The organism is Halanaerobium sp. DL-01 (assembly GCF_003338615.1).
Taxonomy (GTDB): domain Bacteria; phylum Bacillota; class Halanaerobiia; order Halanaerobiales; family Halanaerobiaceae; genus QPJE01.
This window is the reverse complement of record NZ_QPJN01000005.1, coordinates 50,777-64,544: the sequence shown is the minus strand read 5'-3', so window position 1 is coordinate 64,544 and position 13,768 is coordinate 50,777. Positions and strand designations below refer to the sequence as shown.

Genomic DNA, 13,768 nt, shown 5'->3' with positions numbered 1-13,768 from the left:
AGAGAAGTTAGGGAGGAGGGAATATGGCAAAAACTGCACTTGGTATGGTAGAGACTCTGGGTTTAAATGCAGCGTTTGAAGCTGCAGATGTGGCTAAAAAAGCTGCTAATATTGATTTGATTGGTTATGAAATAAGCCGTGGAGGTTTGATTGTTGTCAAATTCACTGGTGATGTTGGTGCTGTTAAAGCTGCTGTAGACGCAGCTAAACAGGCAGCATCAAAACTGAGCAAAGTTGTTGGTGCTCATGTTATTCCCAGACCACATAAGGATATTGATAATATGATTCGTACAGATGAAACTGTGGGTTATAAAAAAGAAAAGGGCGAGATTTCTGAAGATAATTCGTTTAAACAGGAACAAACCCCTAAAGAAACTGAAGGTGATTCTAAAATATCTGAAGACAGCAGCGCTGAAAATAAGGAAGATGATGAATCAGATAATGAAGATTTAGATGATGCAGAAAAAGAGAGTGAGAAACAGACAGATGATGAAGATTTAAATACAGAAAAAGATGCTAAAAAAGTAGATGAAGTTGAAGAAGTGGAATCAGATAATAAAGATGAAGAAGATATCTGCAATATTTGTGGAGATCCAGCCTGTCCGCGCAGAAAAGGTGATCTGAGAAAGAACTGTATTCACTATGATGAAATAATAAATGATGATAATTAAGGAAAAGGGGGAATGAAACGTGAACGGTGAAGCTTTAGGATTAATAGAAACTAAAGGATTTATTGGAGCAATAGAAGCAGCAGATGCAATGGTTAAAGCAGCTAATGTATCTCTGGTTGGTTATGAAAAAATCGGTTCAGGATTAATAACAGTACTGGTTAGAGGAGATGTTGGAGCAACTAAGGCAGCGACTGATGCAGGAGCTGCAGCAGCCGGAAGAGTTGGAGAACTTATTTCTGTACATGTTATTCCAAGACCTCATAAAGATGTTGAAACAATTTTACCTAAAATGGTGGCTGAAAAACTAGATATGCCGGAAATGGAGTAAATTGTGATGATCAATCCCCCTCTTCTTTGAGGTGGGAGGGGGAATTTATTTATTACTTATCAAATAAAATATGTAATTTATGATAATTATAAAAATCAAAAAATGATCTGCTGTCTGATGAAGGAGAATAATATTAATGAATAAATTTGTTGCTAACGCCAATATAGTCTTAAATGAAGTAGCAGAATTAATTGATAATCCACCACAAAAAATTGATTATCAAGGTGAAATTAAGGCAGGTGTAGATCTTGGAACTGCCAATCTGGTTCTTGCAGCAGTTGATAAAGATAATAAACCTCTGTTGGCACTCTGTGAACCTGGAACAGTTGTAAGAGATGGTCTTGTTGTAGATTATATTGGTGCTCTGAAAATAGTAAAAAAAATGAAAATAAAAATGGAAGCTATTTTTAACAGAGAAATCAAATATGCAGCAACTGCTGTACCGCCAGGTACTGGTGGTAGAGATATTGATACCTTTAAAAATGTTGTACAGGGAGCAGGATTCACTGTAAAAAATGTTGTGGATGAACCTTCTGCAGCAGCAACGCTGCTGGGTATTGAGCGAGGTGTTGTAGTGGATATTGGTGGTGGAACAACAGGGATTTCCATATTGGAAGATGGTAAAGTAGTTTATACTGCTGATGAAGCCACAGGTGGAACACATTTAAACCTTGTAATTGCAGGTGGATTGGGAATTAGTATAGAAAAAGCCGAAAAAATAAAAAGAGATCCTGATAGGATAGACGAAATATTTCCAATGGTTATTCCTGTAATAGAGAAAATTGCTTCTATTATTAATAATCATATTGGAAAATATAAAGCTGAAACAGTCTATTTAGTTGGCGGTACAAGTGCCATAGATGGTATAGAAGAGGTGCTTGCAAAAAAAACAGGTTTAAAGATTGTAAAACCCTCTCAGACTTTACTGGTAACTCCCCTCGGTATTGCCATTAACTGTGAATAGTTGAGGATGGAGGTAAAAAGATGGTTGAAGTGAACAGAGAACTGATAGAAAAAATTATCAGAGAAGTACTGAATACTCTGATGACAGATTCTTTCAAACTAAACAAGGAAAAGAAAAATATAACAGCTGTTTTTACCGGAGGCAAAATTGCTTATCAAAAAAGTTTAGATCAGCTAAAAAAAATTGACAGCACTTATGATATTAATTGGAGTTTTCTCTTTTCTACTGCAGCAGAAAAGATGCTGGATAAAAGCGAAATACTGTCAGCTCTTAATGTTGATTGGGATAATTATGAAGCTGATTTTGAATGTATCAATGATGCTGATCTTGTATTAATTCCTGTAATGACCAGAAATACAGTGGCTAAATTATCAGCACATTTTGTAGATTCACAGCTGATCGATTATATTTTTAGAGCTGTTATGTGCGGTATACCTGTAGCAGCTGTAAAAAATGCAGCTGATATTTCTGCAAAAGGCTGGAGAGAATTGGGGATGAATAAAACTCCGACAGCTTTACTGGAATATAATCAAAAACAGCTGAAAAGAGTAAAAAGTTTTGGTATTAAAATTGTTGATGCTGCTGATCTTTATAAAGAAGCTGACAGTATCTTAAAAAATGAATTAAATAGCGATGTAGAGTTTAATTTTGATGGAGAATCAGTAATATTTTCTAAATCAGATACAGCAAAAATTCAAAATAAAGCTGAATTTAATGACAGCAATTTATCTAAAGAAAACTCAGCAGAAGCTGGGACGGGAACTTCTGTAGTATTAAATAAAAAAGTGATTACCTATAAGGATATTAATCCTATTCGGGATACTATTAAGAAAATATATGTCAGGGAAGATGCAGTAATTACTCCATATGCCAGAGAAGTGGCAGAAAACAAAGGGATGATATTATGTTTACAGCCAGAGTAGTGGGTAATGTGGTGGCTACACAGAAAGATAAAGATCTAGTTGGAACAAAACTGCTTTTAGTACACCCTTTATATGGTGAATTTAGAAAAGAAAAATGTCTGGTTGCAGTTGACAGTGTAGGTGCTGGAATTGGTGAAAGAGTTCTTGTCACAAAAGGTAGTGCTGCACGTCAGACTGATCAGTTTAAAGGGAGTCCAATAGATCATGCTATTGTAGGTATTATTGATGAAATTGAACTTGATGAGTCAAGCTTTTCAGGAGGGGGTTATTAATATGTCTATTGCGACAAAAAGGGGGGATAGAGGAAATACAAGCCTCCTGAGTGGTGAAAGAATCACAAAATCAGACCCACAGGTTGAAGCATATGGTGTTATTGATGAGCTTAACTCCTGGTTGGGGCTGGCCCGGGTAAAGTGTGAGGATGCTGATATTAAACAAATAATTTTTAAAGTACAGAAGGATTTATTTATAGTTGCTGCAGAACTTGCATCTTTAGGGCGAGAACCCAAAGATAAATTAAAACAAGAGCACCTTGCTTTTCTGGAGGCTGAGCTAGACTCTTATCAGTCTGATTTTAATCTGTCAGGATTTATAGTACCTGGTGAAAGTGAAGTGGGCAGCCTGCTTGATATCTGCAGAACAATCTGCAGGAGAGCTGAAAGAAGAACTATAGCTGCTGAGGAAGAGAAAGATATAGAATTTTCGGAAATACTCCATAGTTATATTAATCGGCTGTCTGACCTCATTTATATTTTGAGCAGAACTGCAGATAGAAGGTATTTAATAGATTTAATTACTGAGAAGGTTTGTCAGGTTCTGAATAATGAGGAGAGTTAGTTATGAAAATATCTCTTAATATAGCAGAAAAAATTGCAGAACAGTGCCAGAAAAAGGCAGAAAAAATGAATTTAGCGGCTGTTATCTCTGTGGTTGGAGATGATGGAAAACTGATAACTTTTAAAAAAATGGATAATGCCCTGCCCATAAGTATTGAACTGGCACCTGCAAAGGCTTATACTGCTTATGCTCTGCGGATGACTACTCAGGAACTTGGAGAAATTTCGAGTCCTGGCAATATGCTTTATGGTATTGATACTTCCTGTGAAAATATAGTCCTTTTTGGAGGCGGCATACCGCTCAAAAGTCAGGGGGAAGTTGTTGGAGCAGTTGGTGTAAGTGGTGGTACTGTGGATGAAGATATTGAAATTGCTGAATCGGGAGCAGAATTTTTTGTCAATAGATATACGAGCAGTTAGTTTAAACAGGGAAGGAGGAGAAAGATTGGATATTAAAAATCAGGATATTAATAAAATAGTAGAACAGATACTAAAAGAAATAGAGGAAGAAAAAACTGAAATAAAAGATAATAAAACTGAAAATAGTTCTAAAGGAGATTTAGGCATTTTCCCTACCATGGATGAGGCAATTGATGCAGCATGTAAAGCTCAAAATATACTTCAGAATGATTATTCTATAGAAGAAAGAGAAGAGCTAATAAAGGCCATGAGAAATGAAATAAGTATGCATGTTGATAAAATATCACGGATGGCATATGAAGAAAGTGGTATGGGAAGAATAGAAGATAAAATTATAAAAAATAATTTAGCTATAAATAAAACTCCTGGAACCGAAGATCTTAGAACTGAGGCTAAGAGTGGGAAAAAAGGTCTTACAATTCTGGAGGAAGCACCTTTTGGAGTGATCTGTGCAATAACGCCTGTAACCAATCCATCAGAAACTATTATCTGCAATTCAATCGGAATGATAGCAGCCTGCAATACAGTAGTTTTTAATGGTCATCCCAGAGCAAAGAAAACTTCAACATATGTAATTAAAGTTTTAAATCAGTCAATAATAGAAGCAGGTGGTCCTGCAAATCTACTTACAGCAGTTGCTGAACCTACAATTCAAACAGTTGAAAGCTGTATGGCTGATGACAGAATATCTATGATTGTTGCTACAGGTGGTCCAGGTGTGGTAAAAGCAGCACTTTCTTCAGGCAAAAAAGCTATTGGTGCTGGAGCAGGTAATCCCCCGGTGTTGGTTGATGATACAGTAGATTTAAAAAGAGCTGCATCAGATATTATTAAAGGTGCAAGTTTTGATAATAATTTACCATGTACATCGGAAAAAGTAATTGTTGCTCTGGACAGTGTTGCAGACGAATTAATAAAACACATGATCGATGATAATGCTCAGCTTATAGATGATACAGTTTCACTGGAAAAAATTATTCTTAATGATGATGGTTCCATTAACAAAGATCTTGTTGGTAAAAATGCTGCATATATCCTTCGCAAAGCAGGAATTAAACCAAAATGTGAGGACTTGAGGCTTGTAATTGTAGATGTAGAACTTGACCATCCATTTGTACAGGAAGAACAGCTGATGCCTGTTATCCCTCTTGTTAGAGCCAAAAACTTTGAAGAAGCAATGGAAATTGGAGTTCAGGTTGAACACGGGAACAGACATACAGCAGTAATTCATTCTAAAAATGTAGATAATTTAACAGCATTTGCCAAGAAAATTGAAACTACTATTTATGTCAAAAATGCACCTTCTTATGCAGGTATCGGTGCTGGAGGAGAGGGACATACAACTTTTACAATAGCTGGTCCTACTGGTGAAGGATTAACTTCTGCCAGAACATTCACCAGAAAGAGAAGATGTGTATTAGTAGATGGATTCTCCATTATATAAAAAAGTGGTTTCTAAATGGAGAGGGGTATTTTTATGAGCCTTATAAAAAAAATATTTGAAGCAGGGGTAGTAGGAGCTGGAGGAGCCGGTTTTCCTACTCATGTTAAATATGACTGTGAAGCAGAATATCTGATTATCAATGGAGCAGAATGTGAGCCACTTTTGATGACAGATAAATATCTCATGAGAACCTATTCAGCAGAGATGATTTCAGCAGCAAATAAAATAGCAGAGCAAATAGGTGTTGAAAAAACAGTTTTTGCTCTTAAGAAAAAATATGAAAATGAAAGAGCCTGTCTGGAGAAAATAATAGAGGATGAGGAATATAAAATAGATTTATTTCTGATGGACAGTTTTTATCCTGCAGGTGATGAGCAGATTATGGTTTATGACATAACAGGACGTACGGTTCCTGAAGGTGGTATACCTCTTCAGGTTGGGGTAGTAGTTACAAATGTTGGAACTCTTGTAAATAGTTATTTTGCTCTACAGGGAAAACCAGTGACAGATAAATATGTTTCTATGTTGGGAGAAGTAAATGATCCCAAAATAATTAATGTACCCATTGGTACTCCTATTAATGACTGTATAAAAGCAGCAGGTGGTGCATCAGTGGATGATTATGCAGTAATAATTGGTGGACCAATGATGGGGACTCACTATGTGACAGATGAAGAGATAAATAGTGCTGTTATTAAAAAAACAGATGGAGCTCTTATTGTACTTCCCAGGAACCATTATGTGATAGAGAGAAATCAGCAGAGCATGGAACATATGAAAAACCAGTCTAAGGCAGCCTGTATACAGTGCCGCATGTGTACTGATTTTTGTCCCAGGTATTTAATAGGACATGATATGGAGCCGCACAGAATAATGAGAGCACTGGCCTATTCAGAAGATGAAGAAATTTTCAAGATGGCACAGCTATGCTGTGAGTGTGGAGTATGTGAGCTTTATGCCTGCCCGATGGGATTATCACCGAGGCTTATCAATGTATATTTTAAAGAAAAGGTAAAAGACAAGTATAAGAGTAAACAGGAAGAATACAGTGCTCATCCAATGAAAAAATACAGACGAATACCAACAGATCGCCAAATTTCCAGGCTTAACCTGAGTAAATATTATCATCAGTCTCTTGCGGAAACAGAAAAAATTGAAATAAAAGAGGTTAAAATTCCTATGAGCCAGCATATTGGTGTACCTGCATATCCTGTGGTAGAAATAGGTCAGCAGATCAAAAAAGGAGATCTTGTTGGAAAAGCTAAAGAAGACAGCCTTAGTGCCAATATACATGCCAGTTTAGAGGGGAAAATTATTAAGGTGGACGAGAAAGAAATAGTAATAAGTAAAAGTTCTGAGGTGGAATTATGATTACTACAATAGGCTTACTTGAGTTTAACTCAATCAGCCAGGGTATAAAAGTAGCAGATATAATGAAAAAAGCAGCAGATGTAGATCTGATTTTGGCACAGCCAACCTGTCCGGGTAAATATACTATTTTAATTTCTGGAGATGTAAGTGCAGTTAAATCTTCTGTAAAATCAGGAATAGAAAAAGGTGATCCATTTGTAGTAGACCATCTTGTTATCTCAAGAATACACAATCAGCTTTTAAATGCAATTAATGCAACTACAGAGATAGAAAAAGTTAATGCAGTTGGTGTGCTGGAATATTTCAGTATAGCAAGTGCTATAATTGGTGCAGATGCAGCTGCCAAAGCAGCTCAGGTTGATCTTATACAGGTTAGATTGGGTACGGGTTTGGGAGGAAAGGCATATGTGACATTTACGGGAGATGTCAGTGCAGTAAAACAGGCTCTTAATGCAGGAGCAGCTGCCGGCAAGGACAATGGTATGCTCTATAATAAAGTATTTATTTCTTCTCCTGATAAGGATGTATTTAAAACACTGCTTTAAACTGCAGATATAAAATAATCTAAATATATGCTGCTGTTGCTATAAAGAGGAGATGGTTGGATGAATTCTTTTAATTTTGAGTTCCAGATAAAGACAAAAATAAAGTTCGGATCTGGGAAGAGAAAGGTTTTGCCTCAAACAGCTGCCGATCTGGAATGCAGAACTTTGATGATTGTTGTAGATGAAGGTATAAAAAAAGCTGGTATTTTGGATATGATAACAGCAGAGCTGGATGGTAAAGTTAATTATGTTGTTTTTGACAAGGTTAAACCAGATCCTACTATAGATATTATAGATCAGGGTGTTAAATTTGCAATAGAAAACACTGCAGATGCACTGCTTGCGGTAGGTGGGGGAAGTCCTATTGACTCTGCAAAGGCAGTTAGAGCTGTCTGTCAGCAGAAAGAACTGAATGAAAAGTGCAGTAGGATACCTTTAATTACAGTTCCCACCACCTCTGGTTCTGGCAGTGAGGTAACAAAAGCAGTAGTGATTAAAGATGAAAAAACAAAAAATAAGTTTTCCGCTGTAGATGAAAGTCTAATACCGGATATAACAGTGGTTGATCCAGAGCTTACCAGAACACTTCCACCATATTTGACTGCAATTAGTGGAATGGATGCTTTAAGCCACTGTATAGAGTCCTATGTATCACAGGATGCAGTACTGCCTTTTGAAATGATAGCAACTAAAGGAGTAGAAATGGTAAAAAATTATCTGCGTCCAGCAGTAGGTAATGGAAATAATATGAAAGCAAGAGAAGGGATGTCTCTTGCCAGTCTTTTTGGAGGAATTGCTCTAAGCAACTGTGGTCTGGGTCTGGTACATGCTATTGCCCATCCGCTTGGAGGAAGATTCAAAATTCCTCATGGGCTTGCAAATACTATACTGCTTCCACATGTTATGAAATTTAATATAATTACCAACCCGACTAAATTTGCTAATGTTGCTCGTTTGCTGGGCGTTAATATTTCGAATATGACTGAAATGGAAGCAGCTAGAAGAGCTGCAGATGAAGTCAAGAGGCTCACTGCAGATATTGGACTGCCAACAGGTTTAAAAGAGTTTGGTGTTGACAGTTTTGAAGAAGTTGCAGATTTAGCTCTTGAAGAAGTTCTTATGCTCAGAAGTAATCCAAGGCCTGTAAAAAGAGAAGATATTATAAAGATTCTTAAAGATGTTTACTGATGAAGAATTTTTACGGATAAAATTATGAATTCAAGGAGATAATAGATAAATATATTTCAGCAGAGGATGGTAATATTATGAAAGTATTTGTGCTTAACTGTGGCAGTTCTTCATTAAAATATCAATTAATAAATATGGAAGGTGAAACAGTTCTGGCAAAAGGACTTGTGGAAAAAATTGGAGAAAAAAGTTCAGTTTTAAAACATAAAGCTTTAAATAAAGAAGAAATAAAGATTTCGGGAAAAATAGCTGCTCACAATAAAGCTATTAAAATGGTTTTAGATGTACTTCAGGATGAAAAAATTGGAGTTATTAAAAATATGGATGAAATTAGTGCTGTCGGCCACCGCGTTGTGCACGGAGGAGAAAAATTTTCAGGTTCTGTGCTGATAAATGATGCAGTATCTGAAGCACTGAGGGAAAATATCAAACTGGCTCCACTGCATAATCCGGCTAATTTAATTGGTATTGAAGTAAGTCAGAAGCTGATGCCAGATACTCCCAATGTTGGTGTTTTTGATACAGCATTTCATTACTCTATGCCTGAACAAGCATTTCTTTATGCAGTACCTTATTCCTGGTACAAAGAAAATGGGGTAAGAAGGTATGGTTTTCATGGAACATCACATAAATTTGTATCTGAGAGAGCATCAGAATTGGATGGAAGAAATTATGAAGATCTAAAAATAATAACATGTCATCTGGGTAATGGTGCCAGTATAGCAGCGATTGATAAAGGCAGAGTGGTTGATACCAGTATGGGTCTTACTCCACTGGAAGGACTTGTAATGGGAACCAGATCTGGAGATATTGATCCCGGTATAATACCTTATATTATGAAAGAAAGAAATTTGTCCATCGAAGATGTTGATGAAGTTCTTAATAAAGAAAGTGGAGTACTAGGAATTTCTGGAGTCAGCAATGATTTTAGAGATTTATCTGAAGCAGCAGAAGCAGGCAGCCGCAAATCCGAGCTGGCCCTTGAAATTTTCTGCCGTCGAGTAAAAAAATATATAGGATCTTATACAGCAGTGATGGGTGGAGTTGATATAATAGTATTTACAGCCGGTATAGGAGAAAATGCTGTGGAGGTAAGAGAAATAATATTATCTGACATGGAGTATTTTGGTATCTGTCTTGATAAAGAAAAAAATAAATGTCGGGGTGAGGAAATAAAAATAAGTAAAGAAGAATCAGCAGTTAAAGTATATGTTATTCCAACAAATGAAGAGCTGGTTATAGCTAGAGAAACAAAAAAAATAATAGAAAATCACATTAAATCAGTACTGGAGGATATACTTGCAGGTAATTAAAAAAGAATTAAAAAGCAACTGGGGTGAGAGAAAATGGCAGCAGAAAAAGAAAAACAGCGGATGATACAGGAATATGTACCTGGTAAACAGGTTACTCTGGTACATCTAATTGCCCATCCATCCAAAGATATCTACAAAAAAATTGGTTTAAACCAGGAACACGAAGCATTAGGAATTTTAACTATTACTCCCAGTGAAGCCGCAATTATTGCTGCAGATGCAGCAAGTAAAGCAGCAAATATTGAAATTGGTTTTATTGACAGATTTAGTGGTTCTCTTGTTATAAGTGGTAAGGTGTCCAGTGTTGAATCAGCTTTAAAAAATATTCTTAACTTATTAGAACATGTTTTGGATTTTGATATAACAGATATTACGAGGTCCTGATATGGTAAAAATAATTCTTATAGGGGCCAGTAGAGCAGGAAAAACAACACTTATAAAAGTTCTGGAGAATGGAGAATTTAAAAATATAGATTACAGAACACAAAGTCTTGAGTTTAATGATAAAGCTATTGATACTCCTGGAGAATATATAGAGAACAAGCATTATTACACAGCCTTAATTTCAGCTGCACAGGAAGCTGAAATAATAGGTCTTGTTGCAGATGCCACGGCAGAACAAAATTTTTTGCCACCAGGCTTTGCTTCTGTTTTTGCGAGACCTGTGGTAGGTATTATTACAAAAATAGATGCAGAAGATGCAGATATTGAATATGCAAGATCAATTTTGGAAATGGCTGGAGCAGAGAAAATATTTCTTACAAGTGCTCTAGAAGGTACAGGTTTAAAAAAATTATCTGAATTTATAAAGTTCAATAGTGAAGTTGGGAGGACAGACGAATGAATTATCTGGAAAAAGCTAAAAAAGCAGCATATTATATTAAAGAAAGAACCGGTTATAATAAATTAAATACGGCAGTAGTTGCCGGAAGTGGTCTTTCTTTTTTAAAGGATATACTGAATAAGGAAATTGAACTGTCCTTTACAGAAATTCCTTATTTCCCACCTCTTACTGCCCCAGGACATAAAGGCAGCCTTATTTTTGGGAAGATTAATGGGGAAAATACTATTATTACAGGGGGAAGATACCATTATTATGAGGGGTACAGTATGGAAGAAGTTGTTTTTCCGATACGAGTGTTTAAATATCTTAAAGTAAAAAAGATTTATTTGACAAATGCAGCAGGAGCACTTAATGAAGACTATCACAGAGGAGATCTTATGGTGGTTAAAAATCATATTAACCTGCAGGGAACAAGCCCTTTAAGAGGACCAGCTTTAGAAGATGAAATACGCTTCCCGCTGTTGGAAAAAGCCTATTATAATAAGGAGGAAGAGCGGCAGAAAATTATCAGTTTGGGAGAAAAGTATGGTCTTAATATTCATGAAGGTATATACACAGCTATCTGTGGCCCGGAAATTGAAAGTTCAGCAGAAGCAGAGTATATGCGCAGGATAGGTGGAGACTGTGTTGGAATGTCAACTGTTCCGGAAATAATTGCTGCGGTGCAGAGCAGGCTGGATGTTCTTGCTGTTTCTGTGATAACAGATACTGCCGGTGAATATAATCCTGAAGTTATATCTTCCGAAAATATGGAACTTTTAATGGGAAAATTAGCACCGGGTATTAAAGGATTGTTTAAAGAAATTTTGTCGGAATAATTAAATATTTAGATTTTATAAAATTTGTTAAAAAAGCAATATTAATTAAATTTATTAAACTAATATGTTATAATGTAACAAAATAAAGATAAAAAAACGTGTAGAATGCACAGGGCTTGATTTGCTTATTTTCAATCCATTAAGGAGGATTATTAATATGGTAATAGCCAGCTGTGAGCTAATTCTCTATCTACCGGCTGTTTCATCATTAAAAGAAAAGAGAAAGATTATAAAAAGTTTAATTGATAAAAGCCGCAATAAATTTAATATTGCAGTTGCAGAAGTTGAGAACAATGACTACTGGCAGAGTGCAGTAATTGGAGCTGCAGCAGTTGGAAATGATCGACGCTATTTAGAAAGTATGATGAATAAGTATATAAATTTTGTTGAAACACTACCTGGTTTTATTCTCACAGATTTTGAAGTGGAAATTATCTGACAGCTTATCCCTATCAATTAAGGAAGCGGCTTTATGATCTACGATAAGTGTAATTTCTGGATGTGTCTGCAGAAGTGAAGATGGAACCCTGGTAGATATACAGCCGCTCACAGTGGACCTAATAGCTTCAGCTTTATTTTCGCCACTCGCCAGCAGAATAATCCTTCTTGCTTTTAAAATAGTTGCCATTCCAATCGATAGTGCTTTTTGGGGAACTTCATCTTTTGAATCGAAAAATCTGCTGTTGGCTTCGATAGTTTCTTTTCTTAAATTCACAAGACCAGTTGTAACATTTAATTTTTCGTCCGGTTCATTAAAACCAATATGACCGTTTGCACCTATTCCCAGCACCTGAAGATCTATACCACCAGCACGACTTATTGCTTCTTCATATTCCTTGCATTCATTTATTACCTCATCTGTCATTCCATTGGGTATATTTATATTTTCTTTTTTAATATTTATATGTTTAAAAAAATTATTTTTCATATAATAATGATAGCTTGTTTCATTTTTGGGATCCAGCCCATAATATTCATCAAGATTAAAGGTTACAACTTCGGAAAAATCAACTTCATCATCTCTGTACATCTTTATAAGTTCGCTATACATGCCCAGGGGGGTACTGCCTGTAGCAAGACCAAGCACACTGTCAGGTTTTAATGTAATTTGACTTGCTACCATAAGGGCAGCCTTTTTACTCATTTCTTCAAAATTTTCTTCAATAATTAATCTCATCATTAAACCTCCTCAAGGTTGTTGAGTTTAAATTTTAGTTTAAATTTATAGCTGTCATTCCTGTAGTAGGCGGAAGTATATTCAAGGATTTTGTTATCACTGCTGTAGGTAAATTGTTCTAAGTATAAACCCAGCACCTGTTTTTTGATTCCCATTTTTTCTGCAGTATCTTTATTTATAATTACTGGCTCTATTTCAGCTTCTGCTCTGCTCAAAATACAGCCATATCTTTCCTTCATAATTTTAAAAAGTGAGCTTTCCTGCAGATTTTCCTTTTCTAGAGAAGGAAAATCTTTTATAGGGAGATAGGTGTTTTCCAGTAAAAAAGGTAGATCATCTATAATTCTCAGCCGCTGCAGATGATAAATTCTGTCTTCAGCCTCTATATTCAATTTTTCTGCTGCATTTTTGTCATTTATTATGTCAAATTTAATTAACTCTGTTTTAAAGCTGAGGCCTTTTTTCTTCATTTCTTCAGAAAAACTGGCTATAGGAGAAATTTCATATTCTTTATTTAATTCTGCTACAAAAGTACCGCTGCCCTGTTTTCGAACGAGATAGCCGTTGTTGACAAGTTCATCAACTGCTTTTTTTACTGTCATTCTGCTGACATCCTGATATTCTGCCAGCTTTCTTGCGGCCGGAAGTCTGTCACCTGTTTTAAGTCTGCCTTCCTTTATTAGTTCAAAAAGCAGTTCTTTAAGCTGATAATAGAGCGGAAGAGGACTGTTTTTACTTATTTTTTTCATTTTTTTTATCAAAAATATCCCCCCTAAATAGGTATATAGGATAAGTGGTATATACCAATTATACATGAATAAACTTTTTTGAACAAGTAAATTTTCAAAAAAAGGTGTATAGTGCAGGAAAATTAAATTTAAGTGAGAATATGTATTTAAGTGAGAATATGTAAATTAATAAGATAA

At 35.7% G+C, this 13,768-nt stretch carries 18 protein-coding genes; 16 read left to right on the top strand and 2 right to left on the bottom strand.

Annotation, left to right across the window (positions count from 1 at the left end; all coding sequences use genetic code 11):
- The first annotated feature begins 23 nt into the window (after nt 1-23).
- From DER71_RS12465 to DER71_RS02995, 16 genes are all read left to right on the top strand, one after another.
- The gene (locus tag DER71_RS12465; RefSeq protein ID WP_114458312.1) at nt 24-671 is read left to right on the top strand and encodes a BMC domain-containing protein; all 648 of its coding nucleotides are present in this window, start codon (nt 24-26) and stop codon (nt 669-671) included.
- Between the two features lie 19 nt (nt 672-690).
- Nucleotides 691-999 (top strand): BMC domain-containing protein, encoded by a 309-nt coding sequence (locus DER71_RS03065; RefSeq protein ID WP_114458311.1) that lies wholly within the window; start codon nt 691-693, stop codon nt 997-999.
- A gap of 136 nt (nt 1,000-1,135) precedes the next feature.
- On the top strand, nt 1,136-1,963 hold the full coding sequence (gene eutJ / locus DER71_RS03060; RefSeq protein WP_114458310.1) for an ethanolamine utilization protein EutJ: 828 nt from the start codon (nt 1,136-1,138) through the stop codon (nt 1,961-1,963).
- A gap of 20 nt (nt 1,964-1,983) precedes the next feature.
- A complete protein-coding gene (locus DER71_RS03055; RefSeq protein ID WP_114458309.1) occupies nt 1,984-2,886 on the top strand; it encodes a flavoprotein in 903 nt (300 codons plus the stop codon).
- Complete coding sequence (locus DER71_RS03050; protein WP_114458308.1) at nt 2,868-3,158, top strand: EutN/CcmL family microcompartment protein; 291 nt, start codon at nt 2,868-2,870, stop codon at nt 3,156-3,158. Before DER71_RS03055 ends, DER71_RS03050 begins: the two co-directional genes overlap by 19 nt.
- A 1-nt stretch (nt 3,159) precedes the next feature.
- Nucleotides 3,160-3,723 (top strand): cob(I)yrinic acid a,c-diamide adenosyltransferase, encoded by a 564-nt coding sequence (locus tag DER71_RS03045; RefSeq protein ID WP_114458307.1) that lies wholly within the window; start codon nt 3,160-3,162, stop codon nt 3,721-3,723.
- Between the two features lie 2 nt (nt 3,724-3,725).
- Nucleotides 3,726-4,142, top strand: a complete 417-nt coding sequence (locus tag DER71_RS03040) for a heme-binding protein (protein WP_114458306.1) — start codon at nt 3,726-3,728, stop codon at nt 4,140-4,142.
- Between the two features lie 25 nt (nt 4,143-4,167).
- On the top strand, nt 4,168-5,586 hold the full coding sequence (locus DER71_RS03035) for an aldehyde dehydrogenase family protein (protein ID WP_199505584.1): 1,419 nt from the start codon (nt 4,168-4,170) through the stop codon (nt 5,584-5,586).
- Between the two features lie 33 nt (nt 5,587-5,619).
- Nucleotides 5,620-6,957 (top strand): 4Fe-4S dicluster domain-containing protein, encoded by a 1,338-nt coding sequence (locus tag DER71_RS03030; protein ID WP_114458345.1) that lies wholly within the window; start codon nt 5,620-5,622, stop codon nt 6,955-6,957.
- A complete protein-coding gene (locus DER71_RS03025) occupies nt 6,954-7,502 on the top strand; it encodes a BMC domain-containing protein (protein ID WP_114458304.1) in 549 nt (182 codons plus the stop codon). The genes DER71_RS03030 and DER71_RS03025 overlap by 4 nt, the downstream gene beginning before the upstream one ends.
- A 60-nt stretch (nt 7,503-7,562) precedes the next feature.
- The gene (locus tag DER71_RS03020) at nt 7,563-8,690 is read left to right on the top strand and encodes an iron-containing alcohol dehydrogenase (protein WP_114458303.1); all 1,128 of its coding nucleotides are present in this window, start codon (nt 7,563-7,565) and stop codon (nt 8,688-8,690) included.
- Between the two features lie 77 nt (nt 8,691-8,767).
- Nucleotides 8,768-10,003 carry an acetate/propionate family kinase gene (locus DER71_RS03015; RefSeq protein WP_114474270.1) on the top strand — a complete coding sequence of 412 codons (1,236 nt, stop codon included), beginning with the start codon at nt 8,768-8,770 and terminating at the stop codon, nt 10,001-10,003.
- A 33-nt stretch (nt 10,004-10,036) separates the two neighbouring features.
- Nucleotides 10,037-10,387: an ethanolamine utilization microcompartment protein EutS gene (gene eutS / locus DER71_RS03010; protein ID WP_114458301.1), complete on the top strand. Its 351-nt coding sequence runs from the start codon at nt 10,037-10,039 to the stop codon at nt 10,385-10,387.
- A gap of 1 nt (nt 10,388) precedes the next feature.
- Nucleotides 10,389-10,847, top strand: coding sequence for a EutP/PduV family microcompartment system protein (locus DER71_RS03005; RefSeq protein WP_114458300.1), 459 nt, complete (start codon nt 10,389-10,391; stop codon nt 10,845-10,847).
- Nucleotides 10,844-11,665: a purine-nucleoside phosphorylase gene (locus DER71_RS03000; RefSeq protein WP_114458299.1), complete on the top strand. Its 822-nt coding sequence runs from the start codon at nt 10,844-10,846 to the stop codon at nt 11,663-11,665. The genes DER71_RS03005 and DER71_RS03000 overlap by 4 nt, the downstream gene beginning before the upstream one ends.
- 157 nt (nt 11,666-11,822) lie before the next feature.
- A complete protein-coding gene (locus DER71_RS02995; RefSeq protein WP_114458722.1) occupies nt 11,823-12,104 on the top strand; it encodes a DUF503 domain-containing protein in 282 nt (93 codons plus the stop codon).
- Here the strand turns inward: DER71_RS02995 and nagB are convergent.
- Together nagB and DER71_RS02985 are read right to left on the bottom strand one after the other, a co-directional pair.
- On the bottom strand, nt 12,060-12,842 hold the full coding sequence (nagB, locus tag DER71_RS02990; protein WP_114458723.1) for a glucosamine-6-phosphate deaminase: 783 nt from the start codon (nt 12,840-12,842) through the stop codon (nt 12,060-12,062). The two genes, DER71_RS02995 and nagB, sit on opposite strands and share 45 nt — an antisense overlap.
- Nucleotides 12,843-12,844: 2 nt before the next feature.
- Entirely contained in the window at nt 12,845-13,603 is a 759-nt protein-coding gene (locus DER71_RS02985) for a GntR family transcriptional regulator (RefSeq protein ID WP_233487042.1), read from the bottom strand.
- Nucleotides 13,604-13,768: the final 165 nt, after the last annotated feature.